The 26157-nt window shown below is 70.2% G+C and carries 21 protein-coding genes and 1 pseudogene; 10 read left to right on the forward strand and 12 right to left on the reverse strand.

Annotated features, from left to right (window positions below; genetic code table 11):
* The first annotated feature begins 105 nt into the window (after positions 1-105).
* A complete protein-coding gene (locus ACFYXF_RS41580) occupies positions 106-1137 on the forward strand; it encodes a phosphotransferase family protein (protein WP_389357609.1) in 1032 nt (343 codons plus the stop codon).
* A 6-nt stretch (positions 1138-1143) separates the two neighbouring features.
* Entirely contained in the window at positions 1144-2358 is a 1215-nt protein-coding gene (locus ACFYXF_RS41585) for an acyl-CoA dehydrogenase family protein (protein ID WP_389357611.1), read from the forward strand.
* Positions 2359-2678: 320 nt separating this feature from the next.
* On the opposite strand, the gene ACFYXF_RS41590 is transcribed toward ACFYXF_RS41585, so the two are convergent.
* From ACFYXF_RS41590 to ACFYXF_RS41600, 3 genes are read right to left on the reverse strand one after another with little or no spacing between them, the layout of a single operon-like run.
* A complete protein-coding gene (locus ACFYXF_RS41590; RefSeq protein WP_389357613.1) occupies positions 2679-3272 on the reverse strand; it encodes a TetR/AcrR family transcriptional regulator in 594 nt (197 codons plus the stop codon).
* Positions 3273-3328: 56 nt separating this feature from the next.
* The gene (locus tag ACFYXF_RS41595; protein WP_389357615.1) at positions 3329-5008 is read right to left on the reverse strand and encodes a class I adenylate-forming enzyme family protein; all 1680 of its coding nucleotides are present in this window, start codon (positions 5006-5008) and stop codon (positions 3329-3331) included.
* Positions 5005-5769 (reverse strand): SDR family oxidoreductase, encoded by a 765-nt coding sequence (locus tag ACFYXF_RS41600; protein WP_389357834.1) that lies wholly within the window; start codon positions 5767-5769, stop codon positions 5005-5007. Before ACFYXF_RS41600 ends, ACFYXF_RS41595 begins: the two co-directional genes overlap by 4 nt.
* A 197-nt stretch (positions 5770-5966) precedes the next feature.
* On the opposite strand from ACFYXF_RS41600, the gene ACFYXF_RS41605 reads away from it, so the two are divergent.
* Complete coding sequence (locus tag ACFYXF_RS41605; protein WP_389357617.1) at positions 5967-7202, forward strand: exo-beta-N-acetylmuramidase NamZ domain-containing protein; 1236 nt, start codon at positions 5967-5969, stop codon at positions 7200-7202.
* Between the two features lie 81 nt (positions 7203-7283).
* Positions 7284-8657: a serine-threonine protein kinase gene (locus ACFYXF_RS41610; RefSeq protein ID WP_389357619.1), complete on the forward strand. Its 1374-nt coding sequence runs from the start codon at positions 7284-7286 to the stop codon at positions 8655-8657.
* 31 nt (positions 8658-8688) lie between these two features.
* On the opposite strand, the gene ACFYXF_RS41615 is transcribed toward ACFYXF_RS41610, so the two are convergent.
* Positions 8689-11529, reverse strand: a complete 2841-nt coding sequence (locus ACFYXF_RS41615; protein WP_389357621.1) for a penicillin acylase family protein — start codon at positions 11527-11529, stop codon at positions 8689-8691.
* Positions 11530-11945: 416 nt separating this feature from the next.
* Between ACFYXF_RS41615 and ACFYXF_RS41620 the strand changes: the two genes are divergently transcribed.
* The gene (locus ACFYXF_RS41620) at positions 11946-12551 is read left to right on the forward strand and encodes a hypothetical protein (protein ID WP_369034754.1); all 606 of its coding nucleotides are present in this window, start codon (positions 11946-11948) and stop codon (positions 12549-12551) included.
* A 130-nt stretch (positions 12552-12681) separates the two neighbouring features.
* On the opposite strand, the gene soxR is transcribed toward ACFYXF_RS41620, so the two are convergent.
* Positions 12682-13161, reverse strand: coding sequence for a redox-sensitive transcriptional activator SoxR (soxR, locus tag ACFYXF_RS41625; protein WP_389357623.1), 480 nt, complete (start codon positions 13159-13161; stop codon positions 12682-12684).
* Between the two features lie 103 nt (positions 13162-13264).
* Between soxR and ACFYXF_RS41630 the strand changes: the two genes are divergently transcribed.
* Positions 13265-13726: a MaoC family dehydratase gene (locus tag ACFYXF_RS41630; RefSeq protein WP_389357625.1), complete on the forward strand. Its 462-nt coding sequence runs from the start codon at positions 13265-13267 to the stop codon at positions 13724-13726.
* Here the strand turns inward: ACFYXF_RS41630 and ACFYXF_RS41635 are convergent.
* The 3 genes and pseudogenes from ACFYXF_RS41635 to ACFYXF_RS41645 form a co-directional block, all read right to left on the reverse strand.
* Positions 13723-14373: a TetR/AcrR family transcriptional regulator gene (locus ACFYXF_RS41635; RefSeq protein WP_389357627.1), complete on the reverse strand. Its 651-nt coding sequence runs from the start codon at positions 14371-14373 to the stop codon at positions 13723-13725. The two genes, ACFYXF_RS41630 and ACFYXF_RS41635, sit on opposite strands and share 4 nt — an antisense overlap.
* A 78-nt stretch (positions 14374-14451) precedes the next feature.
* Positions 14452-14667: pseudogene (locus ACFYXF_RS41640) on the reverse strand (YiaA/YiaB family inner membrane protein); the annotation flags it as partial.
* A gap of 66 nt (positions 14668-14733) precedes the next feature.
* The gene (locus ACFYXF_RS41645; protein WP_389357836.1) at positions 14734-15885 is read right to left on the reverse strand and encodes an acyl-CoA dehydrogenase family protein; all 1152 of its coding nucleotides are present in this window, start codon (positions 15883-15885) and stop codon (positions 14734-14736) included.
* Positions 15886-15962: 77 nt separating this feature from the next.
* Between ACFYXF_RS41645 and ACFYXF_RS41650 the strand changes: the two genes are divergently transcribed.
* From ACFYXF_RS41650 to ACFYXF_RS41660, 3 genes are all read left to right on the forward strand, one after another.
* Positions 15963-16604 (forward strand): TetR/AcrR family transcriptional regulator, encoded by a 642-nt coding sequence (locus ACFYXF_RS41650; RefSeq protein ID WP_389357629.1) that lies wholly within the window; start codon positions 15963-15965, stop codon positions 16602-16604.
* Positions 16605-16880: 276 nt separating this feature from the next.
* Positions 16881-17603, forward strand: coding sequence for an ArsR/SmtB family transcription factor (locus tag ACFYXF_RS41655; protein ID WP_389357631.1), 723 nt, complete (start codon positions 16881-16883; stop codon positions 17601-17603).
* Between the two features lie 88 nt (positions 17604-17691).
* Positions 17692-18639 (forward strand): DMT family transporter, encoded by a 948-nt coding sequence (locus ACFYXF_RS41660; protein WP_389357838.1) that lies wholly within the window; start codon positions 17692-17694, stop codon positions 18637-18639.
* A 213-nt stretch (positions 18640-18852) separates the two neighbouring features.
* Here the strand turns inward: ACFYXF_RS41660 and ACFYXF_RS41665 are convergent, their stop codons facing one another.
* The 4 genes from ACFYXF_RS41665 to ACFYXF_RS41680 form a co-directional block, all read right to left on the reverse strand.
* Positions 18853-20013: an MFS transporter gene (locus tag ACFYXF_RS41665; protein WP_389357633.1), complete on the reverse strand. Its 1161-nt coding sequence runs from the start codon at positions 20011-20013 to the stop codon at positions 18853-18855.
* A gap of 40 nt (positions 20014-20053) precedes the next feature.
* Positions 20054-21496 (reverse strand): CitMHS family transporter, encoded by a 1443-nt coding sequence (locus ACFYXF_RS41670; RefSeq protein ID WP_389357635.1) that lies wholly within the window; start codon positions 21494-21496, stop codon positions 20054-20056.
* A 122-nt stretch (positions 21497-21618) separates the two neighbouring features.
* A complete protein-coding gene (locus tag ACFYXF_RS41675; RefSeq protein WP_389357637.1) occupies positions 21619-23874 on the reverse strand; it encodes a molybdopterin oxidoreductase family protein in 2256 nt (751 codons plus the stop codon).
* Between the two features lie 152 nt (positions 23875-24026).
* The gene (locus ACFYXF_RS41680) at positions 24027-24644 is read right to left on the reverse strand and encodes a TetR family transcriptional regulator (protein ID WP_389357840.1); all 618 of its coding nucleotides are present in this window, start codon (positions 24642-24644) and stop codon (positions 24027-24029) included.
* 163 nt (positions 24645-24807) lie between these two features.
* Between ACFYXF_RS41680 and hmgA the strand changes: the two genes are divergently transcribed.
* Positions 24808-26133, forward strand: a complete 1326-nt coding sequence (gene hmgA / locus ACFYXF_RS41685) for a homogentisate 1,2-dioxygenase (protein ID WP_389357842.1) — start codon at positions 24808-24810, stop codon at positions 26131-26133.
* The last annotated feature ends 24 nt before the right edge of the window (positions 26134-26157 follow it).

Below are 26157 nucleotides of genomic sequence, written 5' to 3' on the forward strand. Positions count from 1 at the left end.
ACACTGGAAGCGAGACGCCGGTCACTTTTCGTCCACCCACTGGACGACATACCGACCGGTCGGCATCATGATTCAGGTCCCGTTCCCGTACGCGTAGGAGCAATGATGCCCTCGGACGACCTGCCAGGTCTCGATCTCGGCCGGCTGCGCGGCCTGCTCGACAGCGAGCGCCCCGGACTCGTGCACGGCCCCCTGACCGGCCGGCTGATCGAGGGCGGCCGTTCGAACCTCACCTACGCGGTCACCGACGGCACCTCCCGATGGGTCGTACGACGGCCCCCGCTGGGCCATGTGCTGGCCACCGCGCACGACATGCGGCGCGAGCACCGGGTGATCAGCGCCCTGTATCCGACCGCCGTGCCGGTGCCACGTCCGGTGCTGCTGTGCGAGGACCCCGAGAACGGGGCGGCGCCCGGAGCGCCGTTCTACGTCATGGAGTTCGTGCCGGGCACGCCGTACCGTACGGCCGAGCAGCTCGTCCCGATCGGCCCCGAGCGGACCCGGGACGTGGTGCTGTCGCTGGTGGACACGCTCGTCGAGCTGCACGCGGTGGACCCCGCCGAGGTGGGCCTCGCCGACTTCGGCCGCCCCGAGGGCTTCCTCGACCGCCAACTGCGGCGCTGGGGCAAGCAGTTGGACGCGTCCCGCAACCGTGAGCTGGCCGGCATCGACGAGTTGCAGGCGGCGCTGGGCCGGGCCCTGCCCCGCTCCCCCGCCCCGACGATCGTGCACGGCGACTACCGCCTGGACAACGTCCTCATCGACGGGGACGACACCATCACGGCGATCCTCGACTGGGAGATGTCGACGCTCGGCGACCCGCTCACCGACCTGGGCCTGCTGGTGATGTACAGCATCCCGCTGGGCACGCCCGACTCCCCCGTCTCCACGACCGCCGAGGCCGCCGGGCACCCGTCCCCGGCCGAGCTGGTCGAACGGTACGCGGCACGCTCGGGCCGGGACGTCTCGCAGGTGGCCTGGTACACGGCGTTCGCCTGGTTCAAGCTCGCCGTGATCCTGGAGGGCATCCACTACCGCTACAAGATGGGCCAGACGGTCGGCGCGGGCTTCGACCGCATCGGCGATCTGGTCCCCGTATTCATCTCGCACGGCCTGACCACCCTTCAGGAAGGCTGATCCGCCATGGACTTCGCGTTCGACGCACGCACCGAGGAACTGCGTGCCAAGCTGCTCGCCTTCATGGACGAGTACGTGTATCCGGCGGAGGCGGAGGCCGAGGAGCAGCGGGCCGCGCTGGCCTCGCCGTGGGACACCCCGGCCGTGGTCGAGGAGTTGAAGGCGGAGGCGCGCCGTCAGGGCCTGTGGAACCTCTTCCTGCCCGACTCCGCGTACGGTGCCGGGCTGACCAACCTCCAGTACGCCCCGCTCGCCGAGATCACCGGCCGCTCCCCGCACCTGGCGCCGACCGCGCTGAACTGCGCGGCGCCGGACACCGGCAACATGGAGGTGCTGGCGCAGTTCGCCGACGAGCAGCAGAAGAAGCAGTGGCTGGAGCCGCTCCTCGCGGGCGAGATCCGCTCGGCGTTCGCGATGACCGAGCCCGAGGTGGCTTCGTCCGACGCGACGAACATCGAGACGCGGATCCGCCGGGACGGCGACGAGTACGTCGTCACGGGCCGCAAGTGGTACATCTCCGGGGCGATGAACCCGGACTGCAGGATCTTCATCGTGATGGGCAAGACGGACCCGGACGGCGCCGACATCCGCCGCCAGCAGTCGATGATCCTGGTGCCCCGGGACACTCCCGGTGTCACGGTCAAGCGGGCGATGCAGGTCTTCGGTTACGAGGACCACTCCCACGGCGGCCATGCCGAGGTGCTCTTCGACGAGGCGCGGGTGCCGGCGTCGAACCTGATCGGCGAGGAGGGCAGCGGCTTCGCCATCGCCCAGGCCCGGCTCGGGCCCGGGCGGATCCACCACTGCATGCGGCTGATCGGCATGGCGGAACGGGCGATCGAACTGATGTGCCGTCGGGCGGTCTCGCGTACGGCGTTCGGCAAGTCCCTTGCCCAGCAGGGGGTGGTCCACAACTGGATCGCGGATGCGCGGGTGACGGTGGAGCAGTTGCGGCTGCTGGTGCTGAAGACGGCGTGGATGATGGACACGGTGGGCAACAAGGGGGCCCACACGGAGATCCAGGCGATCAAGATCGCGACGCCGCGGGCGGTGGTGGACATCATCGACAAGGCGATCCAGCTGCACGGAGCAGGCGGAGTAAGCCAGGACTTCCCCCTGGCGGAACTCTGGGCAAGCGCCCGAACCCTGAAACTGGCGGACGGCCCGGACGAGGTGCACCAGCGCTCATTGGCGCGCCGGGAGCTGAAGAAGTACACGTAGTTTCCTCGCCCCCGCCGCCCCTACCCGTCCCATCCCTGGGGGCTGCGCCCCCAGACCCCCCTTTGTCGGCCTGAACGGCCTCGTCCTCAAACGCCGGACGGGCTGAAAGATCAAGCCCCGGCCGGGGCTGAACAGGCACCGCCTGTGCTGCGGAAGCGGCGGAGAAAGGGGTGGGCTGAGTCCGGTTGTCCTCGAACGCAGGGCCCCACCCAGCCCGTCCGGCGTTTGAGGACGAGCGCGTTCAGCGCGAAAGGGGGGTCTGGGGGCGCAGCCCCCAGAAGGATGGGAACGGGTAGGGGCGGCGGGGGCGAAGAAAACCCCTACGGGCGCAGCGCGCGCAGCAGCAGGTCCGCCAGCTGCTCCGCTACCTCCGTCGGCGTCATGGGGCCCTCCGGGCGGTACCACGTCGACAAGTGGTGGACCGAGCCGAAGTGGTAGTCGACCACCAGGTCCGCCGAGGTCGCCTTCGAGAAGACGCCCGCCTCCTGACCCTCCTCGATCAGCGCACGGAAGCGTTCGTGGTAGCGACGCCGCTCCGCCCGCACCTGCTTGTTCTTCTCCGGGCTCAAGTGGTGCATCGACCGGAAGAAGATCATCGCGTCGTCGAGGTTCTCGATCGTCGTGACCACGACATCCGCCGCCGCCCGCCGCAACCGCTCCTCCACCGGCGCATCCGCATCCGCGAACGCGTCCAACCGCTCCTGCTGAACCCGCAGCACCCGCGCGTACACCTCGTGCAGCAGATCGTCCTTGGACCCGAAGTAGTGGTACAGCGCCCCCTTGGTGACCCCGGCCGCCTCGACGATCTCCTGCACGGACGTACGGTCGTACCCCTGTTCCGCGAAGAGCCGGGTGGCGGCGGCCAGCAGCCGCTGCGGGACGGGCGTACCGTCGCCGTCCGTCGTCCTGGGCACTACCGCCACCTGCCTTCCAAACCGTTCCACCGAATACCGACCAGCGAATGAGTTGCCTACTGAGAGTCCCCGGACCGGGTACGCAGTTCCCGACGGAGAATCTTTCCAGTCGCCGTCTTCGGCAGGTCGGGCAGGATCTCCACCTGCCGCGGGTACTTGTAGGCGGCCAGTCTCTCCTTGCAGTACGCGGCCAGCGCGTCCGGGTCCCCCTCGGTGCCCGGACGAAGGCTGATGTATGCCTTCACGGTCTCCCCGCGGTACCCGTCGGGCACCCCGACGACAGCCGCTTCGCGTACCGCCGGATGGGTGTACAGCACGTCCTCGACCTCCCGCGGCCACACCTTGAAGCCGGACGCGTTGATCATGTCCTTCTTCCGGTCGACGACGTACAGCCACCCGTCGGCGTCCATGAAGCCGATGTCGCCGGTCCGCAGCTCCCCGTCCGGGAAGGTCTCCGCGGTGGCCTCCGGGAGCCGCCAGTAGCCGGGGACGACCTGCGGCCCGCTTACGAGGATCTCGCCCTGTTCGCCGAAGGGAACCTCCGCGCCCCGGTCGTCGACGATGCGTACGACGGTGTCGGGGCCCGGCACGCCCACGGCGAGCGTGCCGGAGACCGGGTCGACGGGGGCCTCGTGGGCGGGCGGTACGGAGGCGCAGGGCGCGGTGCACTCGGTGAGGCCGTAGCCGTTGCGGATGTACGGGCCGAAGCCGGCCCGGAACTTCTCCACGAGGGCGGGCGGCAGCGGGGCGCCGCCGGAGGAGATGTTCCGGAAGGAGGAGAAGTGGTCGGGGGTGACGTCCGGGTGCGCGGCCAGCGCCATGAAGGCCGTCGAGGGGCCGACCGTGTAGTGGGGACGGTGTTCGGCGAACGCGTCCAGCACCACGCCCGGTTCGAAGCGGTAGGCGAGCACGAGCGTGCCCGCGCTGTTCAGACTCGCGCCGAGCTGGCAGACCATGCCGGTGATGTGGAACAGGGGCGCCATCGCGAAGTAGACGGGCGCCTCGGGCAGCGCGAGGCCCGTCCGCTGCCGTTCCGCGTTGTACATGATGTTCGCGTGCGTGTTGGTGGCCCCCTTGGGGGTGCCGCTTGTGCCGGAGGTGTAGCTGATCAGCGCGATGTCGGCGGGGCGCGGATCACGGTCGGCGGGGGCCTGGTGGCCGTACCGGGCTACGGCCGTCAGGTCCTCCGCGTCCGGGGCCTGCGGCAGCCGCTCGAACTCGAGCACGCGCGCGTCACCGCGGCTCTGGAAGTCCAGTTCGCACCCCGTGAGCACGATCCGCACCGGAGAGTCCGCGGCCGTCTCCCGCAGATACGACTCCCAGGCCCGGTCGGAGCAGATCAGCGCGGCCACGTCACCGTCCCGCAGGACATGCGTCACCTCCCCCGACTTGTACATCGGGTTGACGGGCACGACGGTCGCGCCCGCCTTCCAGGCCCCCAGCACGGCGAGCACGAACAACGGCGAGTTCTGCAGCAGAACGGCGACCCGGTCACCGCGCTCCAGCCCCCGGGTGACGAGATACCCGGCGACGGAGTCGCTCAGCTCGTCGACCTCACGGTGGCTGAGCCGCCCGTCGAAGTAGGCGAGGAGGGTGCGGTCCGGGACCTCGGCGGCGGTCCGGCGCAGGGCGTGGACGAGGGAGTCGTCGGGGGCAATGGGCCCGCGCTGGACGTCGTCGAGGAGGCCCAGCCAGGGCTGAGCGCCGTAACGGGAGCCGGAGTCGGAGTCGGTCACCGGGTGGCCTCCCACTTCTGCTGGATGTGGTTCATGTTCGTCAGCCAGCGGTCGGGATCGGCGGCCCGTGCCTGGTAGTACTCGGCGACCTCGGGGTGCGGCAGGATCAGGAACCGGTCCTCGTCGATCCCCTTGAACAGCGCGTCCGCGACCGCCTCGGGCTCGATCGCGGTCGGCGCGAGCACCAGATCGCCCGCGCTGCCGGTCCCGGCCAGCATGTCCGTACGGACGCCCTGGGGGCAGATGGCGTGCACCTTGAGCCCACGGTGGCGGTACGTCAGGGACAGCCACTCGGCGAAGGCGTACGCACCGTGCTTGGTCACGCTGTAGGGCGCCGCGCCGATCATGGTGAGCAGCCCGGCGGCGGACACGGTGGACACGAACCGCCCGCTCCCTCGCTCCAGCCACTCCGGCAGCAGTTCGTGGGCGGCCCTTACATGCGCCATCACGTTCACGTCCCAGGCGAGCGCCCAGACCTTCTCGTCGGCCGCCTCGGACCCACCCGAGGCAAGCCCGGCGTTGGCACAGTAGACGTCCACGGTTCCGCCGAGAGCGGCTCGCGCCTCGGCGACGATCCCGGAGGCGTCCCCGGGAACCGCGATCCCACCTATCTCGTCGGCGACGGCTCCCGCCTTGTCGGCGTCCAGGTCATTGACGACAACCCGGGCCCCTTCGGCGGCGAACCGCCGGGCAAGGGCGGCCCCGATCCCGCCTCCGGCCCCGGTGACAACCACTCCGGCACCCTGAACGACACCCACAATCGGTCTCCTTCGACACGACACGGCTCCAAGCACGCCCAGACTAACCGGTCGGTATGTAGCAAGGAAGGGCAAGAGAAGCCGACCTAGGGGCGCGGGGAACTGCGCGACAAGCCACAACGGACCGGCACCCTACGAACGACAGGCGGAAGCACTTACGGTGCCACTACCACCCGTACCGCCTCACGAAGGGAACCCCCATGCCCCTGTCAAGACGCGGCCTCCTGACTACAGCCACCGCCACATCCCTGGCAGCATGCGCCGCCGCACCCCCCAAACACCGCCCCCAAAAACTCCACACCGGCTTCGAGAACCTCGCCGCGAACGACTACGCCCCCCTCAAAGGCAAAAAGGTCGGCCTAGTCACCAACCCCACCGGCGTAACCAGAGACGTCCGCCACATCGTCGACGTGATGCACACGGACGACCGCGTCAACCTGACCGCCGTCTTCGGCCCCGAACACGGCTTCCGAGGCACCGCCCAGGCCGGCGGCTCCGAGGGCCGCTACGACGACCCGGCAACCGGCCTCCCCGTCTACGACACCTACCTGAAGAGCGGCCGCCCCCTCGCCGACATCTTCACCGCCTCCGGCGTGGACACCGTCGTCTTCGACATCCAGGACGTGGGCGCCCGCTTCTACACGTACATCTGGACGCTGTACGACTGCATGGAGGCGGCCCAACTCGCGGGCAAGCCCTTCCTCGTGCTGGACCGGCCGAACCCGGTGACCGGGCGGTCCGCCCAAGGGCCCGTGCTGCACAAGGAGTTCGCGACGTTCGTCGGGCGGCAGCCGATCGCGCAGGCGCACGGGATGACGGTGGCGGAGCTGGCGCGGCTGTTCAACAAGGAGTTCCTGACGGCGCCGGTGGAGCTGGACACCGTACTGATGTCGGGGTGGAAGCGGTCGGAGTTCTACGACGCGTCCGGGCTGCCCTGGGTGCCGCCGAGCCCGAACATGCCGACGCCCGACACCGCCCTCGTCTACTCCGGGACGTGTCTCTTCGAGGGGACGAACCTGTCGGAGGGGCGGGGCACGACCCGGCCGTTCGAGCTGCTCGGCGCCGAGGGCATCGACCGGCGGTGGGCCCTCGCGGCGGAGCAACTCGGGCTGCCCGGTGTGCACTTCAGGGAGGCGTACTTCGCGCCGACCTTCTCCAAGTTCCAGGGGAAGACCGTCGGGGGCGTACAGATCCATGTGCACGACCGGGCGGCGTACGACCCGGTGCGTACCGGAATCGCGTTGCTGGTGACCGCCAAGAAGGTCTGGAGCGGGTTCACCTGGCGCTCCGACAACTGGATCGACAAGCTCACCGGATCCACTCTCGTGCGCACGATGATCGACGCGGGCGCCGATACCGACGAGGTAGTGGCGGGCTGGCAGGAGGAGTTGGCGGCATTCCGGAACGTGCGTAGGAAATACCTTGCCTATAAGTGAGCCGTGACGTATGGCCAACACTCCCTGTTAGCGGGACGATACGCCCCACATCACGACACACCACGGGGGACGGGGACTGTCATGGCGGATCCGGAAATGAGCGTTTCTCCCTACTGGGAGCTGACCTTCGACGCGGACGGCGACACCGACGGGCGCAAACGGGACCGGCTGCTCGCGGAGGTGAACCCGCTTGAGGTGCGTGACCTCGTCGTCTTCGCGCACGGCTGGAACAACGACCGGTCCATGGCGACCGAGCTCTACAGCAGGTTCTTCGCGCCGATCCCCGCGCTCGCGCCCGCGACGGCCAGGATCGGCTACGTGGGCGTGGTGTGGCCGTCGATGCGCTTCACGGACGAGCCGATCCCCGACTTCCCGCGCTCCATGACCGCCACCGCGACCGCTGCCGCGCCGGCGGAGACCGGCCGGCCCGGTCTCGACAAGGACACCCGGCACGCCCTGATCGAGACCTTCCCGGGGCGGGCCACGGTCGTCGAGCAGATCGCCCGCCTGCTGGACCAACAGCCGGACGACGAGCGGGCCTTCGAGGAGTACGGCGGGCTGGTGCGGCTGCTCGTCGAGGTGCCGCCGGACGCGCCGCAGGCGGGGTTCGCGGCGGATCTCCTCGGGGACGACGAGCCCGAGGGACTCCCCGAGATGTTCGCGGGGAGCACGGCGGCCGTCTGCGAGGAGTTCGCCGGGGCCCTCGTCGGCCATGGATCCCCGGAATCCCCGGGCGCCGTCGCCGAGTTCGCGCTGCCCAACCCGTGGAAGGGCGCGCAGGAGCTGCTGCGGCAGGCCACGTACTACGCGATGAAACGGCGGGCCGGAACCGTCGGTGAGCGGGGCCTCGGGCCGGTGCTCGGGCGGCTCGCCGAGGCGGCGCCCGGGGTGCGGGTGCATCTCGTCGGGCACAGCTTCGGCGCCCGGCTGGTGTCGTTCGCGCTGCGCGGGCTGCCCAAGGAGGTCGGCACGGTGAAGTCGGTGACGCTGCTCCAAGGGGCCTTCTCGCACTACGCGTTCGCGGAGAAGCTGCCGCACGACACGGGCGCCGGGGGCGCGTTGCGGGGCAGGCAGAGCCGTATCGACGGTCCTCTGGTGTGCTGCTACTCCCAGCACGACGGGGCGCTGAGCACGTTCTATCCGCTGGCCTCGCGCATGGCGGGCGAGAGCCAGGGGCTGCTCGACGCCGACCGGTCGTTCGCGGGCCTCAGCGTCGCGAAGGCGCTGGGTCCCAAGTGGGGCGCGATGGGGCACGACGGTGTCCAGGCGGTGCCGGGCACGGTCAGGCTGACGCTCGCCGAGGCGCTCCAGCCCGCGAAGCTGCCGACGAGCGGGTGCGTGAGCGTCGACGCGGCGGCGGTGGTCAAGAACGGTGGGGGTCCGGTGGGAGCCCACAGCGACATCTGCCACGCGGAGTTGGCGCGGGTGGTGCTGGCGGCGGGCCGGATCAAGTGACCACGACCCGCCACCAACACCCGCACAACTGCTAGCGGTGTGAAGTGAACTCGACGACCTGCTGATAGGTCGGCCGGTTCTGCCAGCTGATGTTGTAGTGCTTGATGCCTCCCAGGGTGCGCTGGACGATCGAGTCGGCGCACCACTGGTTGCCCGCCGCGCAGAGATCGTCGCCGGGGTAGACCTGGGCTGCCGTCTTGCCCGCCGCGGTCTTCAGGGTGCTGATCAGGATGTCCCGGCAGCCGGTGAGCGTGCCGCCGCCGCAGTACTTCTGCGCGAGGCCGCCCTGTACCGAGTCACCGAGAACCGCCCGGATGTCCTTGTCGACGTAGCTCCACCAGCCGTACTGGAAGGAGCTTCCGGCGTGTGCGCCGGTCGGGCCGTGTGCGGCCGAAGGGGCCTCGTCGACGGGGAGGTTGGTGGTGATGGCGGTGTAGAGGTCGGTGCCGAGGCCCGGTTCGAACTCGGCCTGCACCAGCAGCGGCCACCAGGCGTCCAGGATGCGGATCGCGTCCGCGTTGGCGTACGCCTTCGAACCGGCGGACGTCTCCGTGCGCTTGGCGCCCGCCGTCACCCATGCCGACAGCTTGCTGACGGCCGCCGCCGCCGTGGAGTCAGTGACCGTCGAGCTGTTGATGACCCGCAGCAGCTTCGGCAGCACGTCCTCGGCCCGCAGATCGGCGAGGGCGGCGTCGGCCATCGCCTTCACCAACTGGGCCCGGGTCACGCCGCCCGCCGTGACGAGTTTCTTGACCCGGTCCTCCAGGAGGTTGCCGCGGTGGACCGAGCCGTTGCCCCAGGGGGCGGTCGTGTAGTCCTTGGCCTGTTTGTTGTTCCAGGAGATGTAGTAGTCCTGGTCGATCGAGTTGGGGTGCGCGGACGCCGGTGTGTAGGTGGCGGTGTTCGTGGTCGGGTTCCAGCCCTGCCACTCGTACGCCGACTGCGCCCAGACCGGGAACTCTGCGTCGACGCCGCTCGCGCGCACCGGGTTGTCGCCGCTGTTGTAGTACGCGGTGTGCGTGGAGTCGGCGTAGAACCAGTTGAAGGTGAAGTTGATGTGCTGCACCGCCGACTGGAAGGTCGCCGGGCCCTTCACGTAGTCGGGGTCGTTGAGCATCTGGAAGCCGATGATCGAGTCGGCCTCGTGCATGTAGGAGGAGCGCAGGGTGGTGTAGGCGACCTTCTTCCCGCCGACCGTCGCCCGATGGCTCACCGGGCCGTACTTCGTCCGGTAGACCTGCATACGGTAGGAGCCGGCGGCCGTGTCGTCGGCCGTGGTCGGCTTCCAGGCGTTGGTCTGCTCGAGCTTCTCCATCGCCGTGCAGGTGCCGTGGTAGAGGTAGTGGACGTCGTCCTGGCACAGCTCGACCGCGTACGAGTCGATGATGTCCTGCCCGGAGGTCGTCGCGCTCCACGCGTAGTCCTGGCCGCGGCCGAGTTCGACGTACATGCTCAGCCCCGCGAAGGAGGCGCCGCGCGCGCTGAGGCCCGGGCCCTGGATCTCCTGGAGCATGAGCAACTGGGGTGCGAAGTAGCCGGTCTGCGGGCCGAAGACGGCGATGGGGTGGCCGCTGGCGGTCTTGGCCCCGCTCACCACCAGGGCGTTGGACATCCCGCGCTTCGCGGAGGTGAGGGCGGTGGCCGTCGCCGTGGTGGAGGCGGTCGTCGCGGTCGTGGTGGCGGCGCTGCCCGTCTGGTCGTACACCAGCGGTTCCGTGACGACCGTGCCGGCGTCGGGCAGGGCCTCGCCCTGCGGGTCGGCGGGCGCGGTCGCGTACGGGAAGCTCTCGCCGTTGTGGACGGTGAGGACGGCCTCGGGGTCGTTGCGCTCGCGGAACGACTCCCAGACCTTGGTGCCCTCGACGACGCCGTACTTGTTCTGGGCCGCCATGAGCGAGATCGCGTTGTTGACCTCACCGCCGCCGCCGGAGCCGAAGAGGGCGCCGATCACGGAGGCCAGTGCGACCAGGTCGGTGGTCTTGAAGTGCTGGATGGTGCCCGCGTTGGTGACGGAGTCCTTCCAGCCGGTCAGGACGTACTCGCCGGGGAAGTACCGGCCGCTGTCGGAGGCGTCGATGTACGCGTTGATGCCTGCGACATAGGCGTTGACGTCGGCGAGGGCCTGCTGGCCGCGGGCGCCGTTGGTGGCGACCGCGTTGTCTATCTGGGCCTGGAGGTCGGCCTCGGTGTACGGGGCGTGGCGCCAGAACTCCTGTTCAAGGCCCTGGTTGGAGGGGTCGCCGCCCGCGAAGGGCGTGAGCTGGCCGCGTCCGACGTGCCGGAAGACGTCCATCAGCCAGAGGCGGTCCTGGGCCGCGGCGTAACCGGCGCCGAACTCGGTGCCGTAACGGGTGGTGCCTGTGATGTGTGGCACACCCGTCTTCTTGTCGCGGACGATCGTCACGTCGGTGCGGCCGGCCGGTGCCAGGGTCGAGGCGACCTGGTCGGCGGCGACCCCGAACGAGGCGTCGTTGAAGAAGTTGTTGATGGTGGCGTTGGTGAGTCCCGAGTAGCCCGTGGCCAGGTTGGCGTAGGGCCCGAGCTGGTCTTCCGCGTGTTCGGGCTGGGTGCCGAAGGCCTGGTTGAGGATGATCTGGGCGAGGGTCGCGTTGCCGTTCTGGCCGGGCGGCAGGATGTCGGAGCACTGGGCTCCGCAGTAGTCGTTCGCGGCGGCCGCGTGGGCCTCTGTCGCCGGGGAGACCGGGGAAAGCGGCGACAAAAGACCGGCAATGAGCGTGCATACAGCTGCGGTCTTCAGGAACCCGAAGACTCCGCGGGGAGTTCTCAGTCTGTCGAGGGACCTCGGTGACCTGAGGGATCTGAGGGTCCCGGTGGTCCTGTCGACGGTGGTGCCTGGGGTGCGCCGTGACATGGCAGCTCCTCCGGACGGGGGGTGGCCGACTCCGGACGGGGTGGGCCGGACGTTACCGCCGGTATCCCCGGGTTCGAAGATGAACATGCGTCACTTTTGAACAACGTGGTACGGCAAATGCGTTGGGAGGAGTGCGGGGGCACTTCGGGGGCGCTGGGCGCGACTTGGGTCCGGCGCGATGTTCAACAGGTGTTCTACAGGCGGCCGACAGCTGCGGGAGGTAACCGTGAGGGGTGGTCCGGCGGACGGCTTAGGGCCGTTGACGTCGGTCCCATGGGGGCCGACGAACGGCTTATGGCCGTCATCGGAAAACGGATGGAGCCGAATCGCTTGTCGATACGTCTATTCGGCGACGTCCGTTCGACGACGCCGAAGTGACCGAAGTACAGGTGCAGGTGTGACGGAGGTGCAAGGCGATGGCCGGTTTCCGGAGTCTGGCGAGACAGGTGCGGGATCCGCGGAGCGATCTGGCACTGCGGCGTTACTCGCTCCGCAAGTGCCTTGAGAGGTTCGCCCCTTACGGGCACAGGGCGACCTGGGACCATCTGTGCTCCCGGGCCGGGTTCGGTCCTGAGGACCGGTCCCCCGATCCAGCGCGGCTCGTGGCCGCACTGGACGAGCTGGAGGAAGCGCGCTCGGTCTGGCTGGCCTACGAGGTGGAGTTCGCGAAGCGCCGCAAGAAGGAGAAGTTCGACGGGCTGCGCCGGCCCGGGAGCGTGGACGACTGGCATCGGCTGACCTGGGGTGGGTTCGGGGTGGCCTGGTGCGACGACCCGGGGGTACATCCCCATGAACCGCTGGCCGAGGTGCTGCGACGGCTGATCGCCGCCCTGGAGCGCGAACCGGGCTCGGTGTGCCCGGTGTGCGTCGGGGAGCGCCTCACCTGGAAGTACGACCTGGCCCATGAGCCGTCGTCGGGTCCCGTCTGCACGGAGTGCGGCATCGTGGTGCCGCGACCCGTACTGACCCCCGAGGCCCTGGCGGAGTCCAGGCGCGGACGGCTGCTGCTCGCGTCGGCCTGAGCACGAGCACGACGGGGGTGCGCCGGGGATGCCGCACCCCCCAATTGGCAAACGGGCGTGGCGTGGACGCGCCCTTTAGGGGCGCGGGGAACTGCGCGACCAGCCCCCACCGGCCCGCAGTCAACAACGGTCAAGTCCGACCCGTCCGACGTACCCCCCTCTCCACCATCAACCGCGACCCCGCCCTGGTCTCACCGAACACATCATCTGGGTTGGACAGCACACACCCCTCCAGCGACAGACACCCACAGCCGATGCAGTCGGTGAGGTGATCCCGCAGCCGGTTCAACTGCTTGATGCGCTCGTCCAGTTCGGAACGCCAGTTCTCGGACAGACGGGCCCAGTCGTCCCGCGTGGGCGTACGCCCCTCGGGGAGTTCGGCGAGCGCCTCGCGGATCGTGGCGAGCGGGATACCGACCCGCTGCGCGGCCCTGACGAAGGCGACCCGGCGCAGCGCGTCACGGCTGTAGCGGCGCTGGTTGCCCGAGGTGCGCCGACTGCTGATGAGGCCCTTGGACTCGTAGAAGTGCAGGGCGGAGACGGCGGCGCCACTGCGGGCGGCGAGCTGACCGACCGTGAGTTCATGGATCTTCTCGGGAATCTGGGGCACTCCCCGAACCCTACCCAAGACGGCTTGCCGCGGTCCGTTGACAGGGAAACCGCGGCCGACCATGCTAAGCAGTTGCTTAGACAAATGGCGAGGAGGCCGGGACATGGCAGAGCCGAGGATCTTCACGGGCGCGGACGACCTGAAGGCGGCGGTCGGTGAGCAGTTGGGGTACACCGACTGGCTGGAGATCGACCAGAAGCGCGTCGACCTGTTCGCGGACGCCACCGGCGACCACCAGTGGATCCACGTCGACCCGGAGAAGGCGGCCACCGGCCCCTTCGGGACGACCATCGCGCACGGCTATCTGACCCTCTCGCTGCTGCCGCTCTTCGGGCCGCAGCTGATCAAGGTCGAGAACGTGAAGATGGGCGTCAACTACGGGACGAACAAGGTGCGTTTCCCCGCGCCCGTCCCGGTCGGCTCCCGGCTGCGCGCCACCGCCACGATCAACGGCGTCGAGGACGTCGCCGGAGGCGTCCAGGTCACCGTCGGCTTCAGCGTGGAGCGCGAGGGCGGCGACAAGCCGGTGTGCGTGGCGGAGTCCGTGTCGCGCTACTACCTCTAGGACCCGCCAGAACCTGCCAGGACCTGCTCGGCCCCCACCATCCGCAGCACGAGGTCGGCGTAGAGCGCGCCGACCTCGTCGGGCGTACGCGAACCGTTGACGTTGAACCAGCGGGCCACGTCGACGCAGAGCGACAGGACGGCGAGCGTCGTGCCCGGTACGTCGGGGACGTCGAACTCGCCCGTCTCCACACCGTCCTCGATGATCCCGCGCACCTCGGCGTCGCACTGGCGGCGCAGCGCGAGGATCTCGGCGCGGGCCTCGGGGCCGAGGGAGTCCAGTTCGTACTGCACGACCCGTGCGGTGGTGCGGCCTCCGGCGTGCCAGCGGACGAAGGAGCTGACGGCCTCGGCCAGCCGGTCGGTCGAGGTGCCCTCGGTCCTGGCCGCCGTACGCAGGATGTCGACGGCCTTCTCGTGGCCGATCCTGCTGATCCGGTGGAGCAGCTCTTCCTTGGTCTTGTAGTGGATGTAGAGCGCGGCCGGGCTCATGCCCGCGCGGCCCGCGATGTCGCGGGTCGTCGTCGCGTGGTAGCCGCGCTCGGCGAAGGCCTCCACCGCGGCGATGAGCAGCCGCCGGGCCGCGTCGGGGGTCACCTCGCCCCACGGCGCCGCCTCGCCGCCGGCAATCTCCTCCGCCGTACTCATCGCCCGTTCGCCCCTTCCACCGACAGTGACCCCCTACTGTACCGCCGTGGGTGAGCGGGCGCTTAGCCTGCCCGCTCAGCGACCTGACTCCTGGCGGTCGCGGATGACCTTGGCCAGGGTGAAGGAGGAGGTCACCAGATACAGAACGGCGATGGCGAGGAAGCCGCGCACCCAGGCGTCGGCGTTCAACCGGAAGATGCCGATGGCCGTCGCGCCCATGGCGACAGCGAAGGACGCGACGGCCTGGCCGTAGAAGGCGGCCGTGTTCTGCTGCTTGACGGGTCTCTCGTTCATGTCCATGGGGACAAGGGTCGGCGGACGTGGCCCACGCCACATCCGCCGAGATACTCAGGAACGTACTCAGAAGGCCGATACGCCCGTCAGCGCCCGCCCGATCAGCAGTTTCTGGATCTGGCTCGTGCCCTCGTAGAGGGTCATCACGCGGGCGTCGCGCAGGAGTTTGCCCGCCGGGTACTCGTCGATGTAGCCGTAGCCGCCGAAGACCTGGAGTGCGTTGTTGGCGGCGCGGACGGCGGCCTCGGAGGCGAAGAGCTTGGCCTTGGAGGACTCGGTGGCGAAGGGCAGACCGCGGTCGATCAGATCGGCGACGCGCCAGGTCAGCAGCCGTGCGGCGTCGACATCGACGGCGATGTCGCTGATCAGCTCCTGCACCAGCTGGTGCCGGGCGATCGGCCCGCCGAACTGCTCGCGCTCGCCCGCATATCGCACGGCCGCGTCCAGGGCGGCCTGCGCTATCCCGACGCACCCGGCGGCGACCGACATCCGCCCCTTCGCGAGCGCCGACATGGCCACGGAGAAGCCCTTGCCCTCGGGGCCCAGCATCGCCGAGGCGGGCACGCGCACGTCCTCGAAGACCAGTTCGGCGGTGGCCTGACCGCGCAGCCCGAGCTTGCCGTGGAGGGGACGGCGGGTCAGCCCGGGGGTGTCGGCCGGTACGAGGAAGGCGGAGACGCCCTTGTGCCCGGGGGCGTCGGTGGACCGGGCGAAGAGCAGCACGACATCGGCCCAAGTCCCGTTGGTGATGAACATCTTGGTGCCGTTGAGGACGTACTCGTAACCCTCCCGCACCGCCCGCGTGGTGAGGTTGCCCGCGTCGGACCCGGTGCCCGGCTCGGTCAGCCCGAAGCAGCCGACGTACGCGCCGGAGGTGAGTCCGGGCAGCCAGTGGCGCTTCTGCTCCTCGCTCCCCCAGTGCGCGATGCTCTTGGCGACCAGCCCCAGCGACACGGAGACGATCCCGCGTACGGACGAGTCGCCACGGCCGAGCTCCTCGGTAACCAGGCAGTACGTGAGGTGATCGCCGCCGGAGCCGCCGTACGCCTCGTCGACGGTCAGCCCCAGGAACCCGACCTCGCCCAGCTTCTTCACGATCGACCGGTCGACGGCCTCGGCGCGGTCCCACTCAACGACGTTGGGTGTGATCTCGCGCTCGACGAAGTCCCGGGCGAGCCGCTGGACGGCCTCCTGCTCGTCGCTGAGCCCCAGATTCACCAAGACCCCACCACCCTCCACCGGACCCATTAAATTAGCACTGCTAGTTTCCGTGACCCAGCCCTACTATGTGCGCCATGGCCCGACCACGCAAGCCCCTCCTCAGCACCGGCCTGATCGTCGAGACGGCACGGGCGCTCGTGGACGCGGAGGGGCTGGCGGCCGTCTCCACGCGTCGGCTCGCCGCCGAACTGGGGGTCAGCGGGCCGTCCCTCTACAACCACTTCCGGACGAAGGACCAGATCCTGGAGGCGGTCGCGGACTCGGTGAGCGTGCTGGTCGACCTGTCGATGTTCGAGGACGGCCGCGACTGGCGTACCGCACTGCACGACTGGGCCGTCTCCTACCGGGCCGCCCTCCGCGACCACCCGAACATCGTCCCGGTCATGGCCCGCGGCCCCGGCCGCCGCCCGGCGGGCCTGCGCCTCGCCGACGCGGTCTACGGCGGGATGGTCGACGCGGGCTGGCCACCCTCCCAGGCGACGTCGATCGGCGCGCTGATGCGGTACTTCATCATGGGCTCCGCGCTCGGCTCCTTCGCCGGGGGCTTCGTGAACGACGAAAGCGCGTACGACCCGGCCGACTATCCCCACCTCGGGCAGGCGCACCTCCTGGCCGAACAACAGGAGAAGATCGACGAGCGCGCCTTCGAGACGGGCCTAACGGCGCTGCTGGACGGGTTGGCACAACAGTACGGGCGGCTGAAGCGAACCTACTGACCAAGTCGGGGGCTCGACAGCGCCCTGAAGGGGCGCGGGGAACTGCGCGACCAGCCACGACGACGCCGCAGACAACCGACAACACCGCCCCACCCCGGCACGAGCGGCTGAAGCGAACCGCCTGAGCAGATCGGGCCTGAAGGGGCGCGAGGAACTGCGCGACCAGCCACGACGGCGCCGCGGACGACCGACGACACCGACCCATCCCGGCACCCCCAGCGGAGCGCTCCGCACTGTTCGGTGGGCGCCGAAGTGTCCATGGCCCATGCTGGGCCCATGACCAGGACGGGTACGAGGAAACCGGGCCGTGCGTCCGGGCTCGCCGCGCTGGCCGGGCTGCTGGCCGACGAGACGCGGGCCGGTTTTCTGCTGGCGCTGCTGGACGGGCGGGCGTGGACCGCCGGGGAGTTGGCGCGGTACGCCGGGGTCGCGCCGTCGACTGCCAGCGAGCACCTGGGGAAGCTGGTCGCCGGTGGGCTGCTGGCCGAGGAGCGCCACGGACGGCACCGTTACGTACGGCTGGCCGACACCCGCGTGGCCCAGCTGGTGGAGGACCTGGCCGCCCAGGTCGGCCCCTCCGAGGCCCAACGCCCGCGCACCCTGCGGGAGTCCGGCGCCGGGTCGGCGATGGCACGTGGCCGTACCTGCTACGACCACCTCGCCGGACGGCTCGGCATCGCCCTCACCGACGCGCTGACCGTACGGGGACTGCTGCGCCAGGACACCGGGTTCGCGCTCACGGACGCCGGGCTGCGCTGGTTCGCCGACGCGGGCATCGACCTCGACCGCACCGGCCGCCGCCCCCTCACCCGCGCCTGCCTCGACTGGACCGAACGCCGCGCCCATCTCGCGGGTACGGCGGGCGCGGCCCTGTGCCGGCACGCCCTCGACGCCCGCTGGTGCGTACGCATCGGCTCGGAACGGGCGGTGAGGGTGACCCCGGAGGGGGAACGCCGTTTCGCCGAGCTGCTCGGCATCGAGCCGACGGCTCTGCGCTGAGCGACCGACGACCGTACGTCTCTTGGGGAGCCGCACGTCCGAAAATCGCGAGCCCTCGCCGCCTGTCCTCCCTAGCCTCTGGAGCATGATGGCTTCCTCCCCGTCCTCCTCTCTGCCCTCCCGTACGGCCCCTCGTGCGGAGGTGCTCGCCGCTGTCGCGGCCTGTGTGACCGTGGTGCTGTGGGCCTCCGCGTTCGTGTCGATCCGCAGTGCGGGGGACTCGTACTCGCCGGGTGCGCTGGCCCTCGGGCGGATGCTCGCCGGGTTCCTGGCGCTGGGGGCGATCTGTCTCGTACGGCGGGAGGGGCTGCCGCCCCGGTCGGCCTGGCGGGGGATCGCGATCTCGGGGGTGCTGTGGTTCGGGGTGTACATGGTCGTCCTCAACTGGGGCGAGCAGCAGGTGGACGCCGGGACGGCCGCCCTGGTCGTGAACGTCGGTCCGATCCTCATAGCCCTGCTCGGCACCCGGCTGCTCGGCGACCCGATGCCGCCCAGGCTGCTCGCGGGGATGGCGGTGTCGTTCGCGGGCGCAGTGACCGTCGGACTGTCGATGTCGGGCGGGGGCGGTACGTCCGTGCTCGGGGTGGCGTTGTGTCTGCTCGCGGCGGCGACATGGGCCACGGGTGTCGTCGCGCAGAAACCGGCGCTCGGCAGGGCGAGCGCCCTTCAGGTGACGACGTTCGGCTGTCTGGTCGGGGCCCTGACCTGTCTGCCGTTCGCCGGGCAACTGGTCGGCGAGGCGGCCGACGCGCCGCTCTCGGCCACCCTCAACATGATCTACCTGGGCGTCTTCCCGACTGCGCTGGCCTTCACGACCTGGGCCTACGCCCTGGCCCGCACGACGGCCAGCCGCATGGGCGCGACCACGTACGCGGTCCCCGCACTGGTCGTCCTGATGTCCTGGCTGGTCCTGGGCGAGGTGCCGGGGTTGCTCACGCTGGCGGGCGGGGGGTTGTGTCTGGCGGGGGTGGCGGTGTCGCGGTCGCGGCGACGGGTGGCAAAGCGGGTGCCCGCGGCGGCTGGGGAGGTGCCGTAGCTTTCTTCGCCCCCGCCGCCCCTACCCGTCCCATCCTTCTGGGGGCTGCGCCCCCAGGCCCCCCTTTCGGCCTGAACGGCCTCGTCCTCAAACGCCGGACGGGCTGGTTAGTCAGCCTCTCCGGCGTTTGAGGAGCGGGGGTTCGGGGGCAGCGCCCCCGAGGATGGGACGGGTAGGGGCGGCGGGGGCGAGGAAACCCATACCCAACCCCCCTCAGCTCCGGACCCGCGAAACCCCCGACGACACCACCAACAACACCCCCAGCATCACGAACGGCGCTCCCACCCCCGTAAGCCCGGCCACCATCCCCGCCGTAGCCGGCGCAGCCACCTGGCCGAGGCGGTTGCCCGTCAGGCGTAGCGCGAGGGCGGTCGAGCGGGCGCCCGCCGGAGCCGCCTGGACGACCGTCGTCATCGACAGGGGCTGGCCCACCCCCAGGCAGAACCCCAGCGCCGCGAGCATCAGCGCCAGCCCCCACACCGGCACCGGCACCGCGATCCCCGCACACAGCACCGCCCCCAACAGACAGGTCAGAGTGAGGAGTCGGCGCCGGCCCAGCAGCCGTACCAGAGGCGTCAGCACCAGCCGGCACGCGATCGTCGCCGCCGCCCGCAGTCCGAGGAGCACGCCGATCACGGCCGGTGCGATCCCCCGGTCCTCGCCGACCACCGGAAGGTACGCGGTGAGGATGTCGGTCGCGGACAGCACGGCGAGGCTGATGAAGATGCCCGCCGGTACGCCCCGCGTGCGCAGTATGCGGTGCACGGGGACACGATCGCCTTGCTCCGTACGGGACTTGACGACCGTACGATCCTCGACTCGCCACAACGACGTGAACGCGAACGCGGCGACCGCACCCGCGACGAGCAGGGCGCGGGCGCTGCTGGCCGCCATGTCCTCGCCGCCGATCAGCAGGCCCGCCGCCATCGGCCCGATGAACTGGCCGAGCGAGACGCCGATGGTGAAGTAGCCGAAGTTGCGGTCCTGTTCGTCCGGGGCGGACCGGCGGGCGACGAGCGACTGGCCGCCGATGACGAAGCAGAGGTGGCCGAGGCCGGTCACGCCGCTCCACGCGGCCATCGCCGCAAGGGAGTCGGCGGTGGCGCCCAACGCGCAGCCGCCCGAGATGAGGAGCGCGCCGACGGTCAGCAGGGGCGCGCAGCGGCCGTGGTCGGTGCGGCGGCCCAGCGGTACGGCGGCGAAGAGCGGGAGCAGGGCGAACGCGGCGGCGATCACGCCGATCGCCCGTTCGTCCGCGCCCAGCGCGAGAGCCCGGTAGGAGACGGCGGGCCGGGCCATCGACACCGCCCCTTGCGTGAAGCTGAAGGCGATGACGAGGCGGAGCAGCCAGCCGCGGTTCCCACCGGGCCTCATGTTCGTGTCCTTCCGGACGAATGTGCGGTTCGCGTGCGGATCAGATGATGCCGAACAGGATTCCCGCCCCGAGGATCGCCAGCGAGGTCAGGATCGCCCACTTGACCACGAACTTGGTGTGGTCGCCGAACTCGACCTTCGCCATGCCCACGAGAACGTACACGGCCGGGACGAGCGGGCTGGACATGTGCAGGGGCTGGGCGATGAGGGAGGCGCGGGCGATCTCCAGCGGGGAGACGCCGTGTGCCGCACCGGCTTCGGCGAGGACGGGCAGGACGCCGAAGTAGAAGCCGTCGTTCGACATGAAGTAGGTGAGCGGGATGCTCAGCAGACCGGTGACGAAGGCCATGTGCGGGCCCATGCCGTCGGGGATGTTGTCGACGAGCCAGCGGGCCATGTGGTCGACCATGCCGGTGCCGGTCAGGACGCCGGTGAAGACGGCGGCGGCGAAGACCATGCCGGAGACGTTGAGGACGTTCTCGGCGTGGGCGCCGAGACGGGCCTTCTGGTCGGGCATGTGCGGGAAGTTGACCGTCAGGGCGAGCGCGGCACCGAGCAGGAACAGCACCGGGATCGGCAGCCACTCCATGATCATGGCGGTGAGGAGCGTGACCGTGAGCAGCGCGTTGAACCAGTAGAGCTTGGGCCGCAGGGTGGTGCGGTTGGGGTCGAGGACCTTCAGCATCCGGTCGTCGTCGTCATCGTCGCTGTCCCCGGCCGTGGGGGCCTCGGCGGCCGAACCGCCGGTCGGCGCGGCCGAGTTGCCCGCACCGGAGCCCACGGCCGACTTGACACCCGAACCGGCACCGGCGAGGACCGTCTCCGTCTCCTGCTCCGGCTCCTCCACCAGGACCGCGTCCAGCGTCAGCACGCCGAGCCGCTTGCGCTCGCGGCGGCCGAGGACGTACGAGAGGGCGATGACGAAGGCGAGGCCGGCGGCGAGGGCCGGGATCATCGGGACGAAGATGTCGCTGGCGTCGAGCTTCAGGGCCGTCGCGGCGCGGGCCGTCGGGCCGCCCCACGGCAGGGTGTTCATCACACCGTTGGCCATCGCGGCGACACCGGTCATCACGACGAGGCTCATCTTCAGGCGCTTGTACAGGGGGTACATCGCCGAGACCGTGATCATGAAGGTGGTCGAGCCGTCGCCGTCGAGGGAGACGATCGCCGCGAGCAGGGCCGTACCGACGACTATGCGCAGCGGGTCCGCCTTGGCGAACTTGAGGATGCCTCGGACGATCGGGTCGAAGAGGCCGACGTCGATCATCACACCGAAGTAGACGATCGCGAACATGAGCATCGCCGCGGTGGGGGCGAGGCTGGTGACGCCGTCGATGACGTAGTCACCGAGCTTGGCGCCCTTCCCGACGAAGACGCAGAACAGCGCCGGGATCAGTACGAGCGCCGCGATCGGCGACATCTTCTTCATCATGATCAGGACCAGGAAGGTCGCGATCATCGTGAAGCCCAGGATGGTCAACATGAGTGGGTTACCTAACGTTCGCCCTTGAACTCCCACCGGAGTCGGCAGTGCGATGACGTTAGGGCGCCCACGCAAGTCTTAACAAGATGTTGACGTGCGAGCAATAAGCGCAAAACTCCAGGTCACAGCGTTGTGCCTGCTGGCGCGAGATCGATGGGTACACCATTCAGTACGGCGTTGCCCGACAGCGGGTCCAGCAGACTGCCGTCGAGGAGCTGGTTGACGTTGACTCCGGGGTCGACGGCGGCGTGCCCGAGCCGGGTGCCGGGCCGGTCGTGCCCCCACCCGTGCGGCAGGCTCACGACCCCGCGCCGGACGACGTCGGTGATCTCCGCCGGGGCCACCACCTCTCCTCCGGCGCCCTTGATCCGTACGGGAGCGCCGTCCTCGACTCCGAGGCGGGCGGCGTCCTCGGGGTGGATGTGCAGGGTGCAGCGGTTGGTGCCGCCGGTGAGGGCGGGCACGTTGTGCATCCAGCTGTTGTTGGAGCGCAGGTGGCGTCGGCCGATGAGTACGATCCCGGCGGGTCGCTCGCGGAGGGCCTGGCGGAGGCGGGGGAGGTCGTCGGCGATGGGCCCCGGCAGCAGTTCGATCCGTCCGCTGCGCGTCTTCAGGGGCTGCGGCAGGCGTGGCTTGAGTGCTCCGAGGTCGATGCCGTGCGGGTGGGCGAGCAGTTTCGTGAGGCTCAGGCCGTCCGGTCGTACGCCGAAGCCGTCGCCGTACGGGCCCAGGCGCAGCATCAGATCGAGGCGGCGCTCGGGGCCGGTGTCGCCGTCGAGCGACTTGGCCAGCTCCTGCGGATCGCGGCCGTGGACCGGGGAGTGGGGTTCCTTGACGGCCTTGCCGAGGGTCTGGTCGATGACCATGGCGTCCACGGCGGCGGGGTCGGCGCCGTGCATTCCGGTCGCGGCCAGGATCAGCCGCGCGAAGATCTCGGTCTCGGCCATCCTGCCCGGCTCCAGGGGGACCGCGGGGCGGTTGTAGCGGACCTGGTTGCGGACGGCGAGGGTGTTGAGGGCGAAGTCGTGGTGCGGGCTCTGCGAGGGCGGGGGCGGCGGCAGGACGACGTGCGCGTGGCGCGAGGTCTCGTTGAGGTAGGGGTCGACGCTGACCATGAAGTCGAGCGAGTCCAGCGCCTTGTCGAGCCGGTTGCCGTCGGGCGCGGAGAGGACGGGGTTGGCGGCGACGGCGATGAGCGCCCGGATCGGTTCGCCCTCCGCGGTCGCGGTGTCGATCTCCTCGGCGAGCGCGGAGAGCGGCAACTCACCCTTCGCCTCCGGGTGTTGACCGACCCGCGAACGCCACCGGCCCAGCGCGAAGCCGTGGCTGGGCCCGGCCGGCCGGGGTGTCCTGTCGGTGGCCGCCTGCGGGAAGAGGGCGCCGCCGGGACGGTCGAGGTTGCCGGTGAGGATGTCGAGGATGTCGACCAGCCAGCTGGCGAGGGTGCCGTGCGGGACGGTGCAGCTGCCGATGCGGCCGTAGACGGCGGCGGTGGGCGCGGCGGCGAGTTCCCGGGCGAGGGTACGGATGGCGTCCGCGTCCACATCACACGCTTCGGAGACAGCCTCGGGAGTGAAGTCCCGTACGGACTCGGCGAGTTCGTCGACCCCGACGACATGCGGCGCCAACTCGCCCAGGTCGACGAGGTGTTCGTCGAAGAGGACGTTCGTCATCGCGACGAGGAGCAGGGCGTCCGTACCGGGGCGGATCGCGATGTGCCGGTCGGCGAGCTTGGCCGTGCGGGTACGGCGCGGGTCGATGACGGTGAGCGTGCCGCCGCGCGCCTTGAGGGCCTTGAGCTTGCCGGGGAAGTCGGGTGCGGTGCACAGACTCCCGTTGGACTCAAGGGGGTTGGCGCCGATGAGCAGCAGATGGTCGGTGCGGTCGAGGTCGGGTACGGGGATCGCGTTGGCGTCGCCGTACAGCAGCCCGCTGGAGACGTGCTTGGGCATCTGGTCGACCGTCGAGGCGCTGAAGATGCTGCGGGTGCCGAGGCCGGCGAGCAGCACGGTCGGGTAGAGCGCCCCGGCCACGGTGTGCACGTTCGGGTTCCCGAGGACGACACCGACGGAGTTCGCCCCGTACCGCTCGACAGTGCTCCGGATTCCGGCGGCGACGGCGTCGAAGGCCTCCGCCCAGGTGGCCTCGCGCAGCTCGCCGTCGCGTCGTACGAGGGGGGTGCGCAGCCGGTCGGGGTCGCTGTCAAGGGCCCCGAAGGAGGCGCCCTTGGGGCAGATGAACCCCTGGCTGAACACGTCGTCGCGGTCACCGCGGGCCCGGGTGACCCGGCCGCTCTCGATGGTGAGCGTCAGTCCGCAGGTGGCCTCGCACAGGGGGCACACGCGCAGGGCGGTACGGGAGTCGGTGGGGCTGGACACGGGTCCTCCCGGAGGGTGGCGGCAGCGTTGACGCACGGCTGGAGACTGAGGCCGAGCATACCGACCGGTACGGATGGAGGGGAGGCCTTCAACGGGGTGAGGTCGCAAACCCGCGAGCCCGTCCGCCCGACGCCCACGTGAGTGCGGGTGCGTCAGTCCAGCACGCGCGCCAGATACGCCCGCAGCAGCTCCCGCATCTCCCCGATGATCCGCTCGTCCCCCTCCGGAGCGACCCGGAAGGCCAGGTGGACCAGGGTGTCGGCGGTCTCGACGGCGACCAGGAACGTACGGCGCAGGTCGTCGTCGGGTGCGCGGCCGATGACGTCGGCGAGGAGGGTGGTGAGGGTGTCGGCGACGCGGTGGTTGGGTTCGGCGTCGCGCTTGCCGACCGGGATCTGGTTGCCGAAGTCGACGAGCGAGAACCCGGGGGCGGTCCGCTTCATGACCAGGTACTCGTCGAGCACGGCGTCCATGGCCTCGCGCCAGCCACCCCCGCTCAGCTCCCGCAGCCGCTCGGTGACACGCGCGATGAACCGCTCCAGGTTCCGCTGGGCCAGCGCGTCCGCCATGGCGCGCTTGTTACCGAAGAAGCGGTAGACGGAACCTATGGGGACGCCGGCGCGTATCGCCACCGCGCGGGTGCTCAGGGCGTCGTAGCCGACCTCGTCGAGGAGGTCGGCGCAGGCGTCGAGGATTCGGGTCAGCCGTTCGGCACTGCGCCGCTGTACGGGCGCACGACGTAGCGAGGTAGCTGGGGGCACGCCCTTCATCATGCCGTTCCGCGGCGGTCCGGTGAACCGTGCCCCTGGCTTTCCGCCCTCTTGCGCCCGCGAACACCGAATCCTACGGTGAAGCATAGGAATGCGGGATCGGGAGTGAGGAAGCGAGGGAGCGCAGATGAGCGGGGACGTGAGCGAGGGCATCGACGGGGACATCGGCGGGGACGCCCGGAAGGCCGCCGAAGGGCTGACCCATCTCACCGGTTTCGGCAATGAGCACAGCTCGGAGGCCGTCCCCGGCGCCCTGCCCGAGGGCCGCAACTCCCCGCAGCGCGCTCCCCTCGGCCTCTACGCCGAGCAGCTCAGCGGTACGGCGTTCACCGAGCCCCGCGCCCACAACCGCCGCTCCTGGCTGTACCGCATCCGCCCGTCAGCGGCGCATCCCCCGTTCACGCCCGCCGACAACGGCCCGATCCGCACGGCACCCTTCACAGAATCCGTACCGGATCCCAACCGGCTGCGCTGGGACCCGCTGCCCGAGCCCCCGGCCGGGACGGACTTCCTGGCGGGCCTGTGGACCCTCGGCGGCAACGGCGACGCCACACAGCGCACCGGCATGGCCGTGCACCTCTACCACGCCGACTCCTCGATGGAGCGGGTGTTCAGCGACGCCGACGGGGAGCTGCTGATCGTCCCGGAGACCGGCGGACTGCTGCTGCGCACCGAGTTCGGCCTGCTGTACGTCGAACCGGGCCACGTCGCTCTCATCCCGCGCGGGGTGCGCTTCCGGGTGGAACTGCTGGACGCCTCGGCCCGCGGTTACGTGTGCGAGAACTACGGCGCCCCCTTCCAGCTCCCCGACCTGGGCCCGATCGGCGCCAACGGACTGGCGAACGCACGGGACTTCAGGGCGCCGGTCGCGGCGTACGAGGACGTCGAGGGTCCGGTGGAGGTCGTCAACAAGTTCTGCGGCAACCTCTGGACGGCGGTCTACGACCACTCTCCGCTCGACGTCGTCGCCTGGCACGGCAACCATGTCCCGTACGCCTACGACCTGCGCCGTTTCAACGTCCTCGGCACCATCTCGTACGACCATCCGGACCCGTCGATCTTCACGGTGCTGACGTCCCCGTCGGACACTCCGGGCCTGGCGGGCGTCGACTTCGTCGTCTTCGCGCCGCGCTGGCTGGTGGGCGAGGACACCTTCCGGCCGCCGTACTTCCACCGGAACGTGATGAGCGAGTACATGGGGCTGGTCGAGGGCGCGTACGACGCGAAGACGGCCGGAAAGGGGGGCTTCGTGCCGGGGGGCGGCTCGCTGCACAACATGATGTCCGCGCACGGACCCGACCGGGAGACCTTCGACCGGGCGAGCGCGGCCGAGCTGCGGCCCCAACGGATCGACGACGGGCTGGCGTTCATGTTCGAGACACGCTGGCCGGTGACCCTGACGGCACAGGCGGCACGGGCGGAGCATCTGCAACCCGGGTACGACGACGTGTGGTCGGGACTCCAGCGCCACTTCCGCCCGTTGCACTGAGCGTTGCCGACCGGTACGGATACC

It is taken from the genome of Streptomyces sp. NPDC002680, assembly GCF_042889145.1.
GTDB classification, from domain to species: Bacteria; Actinomycetota; Actinomycetes; order Streptomycetales; family Streptomycetaceae; genus Streptomyces; species Streptomyces adonidis.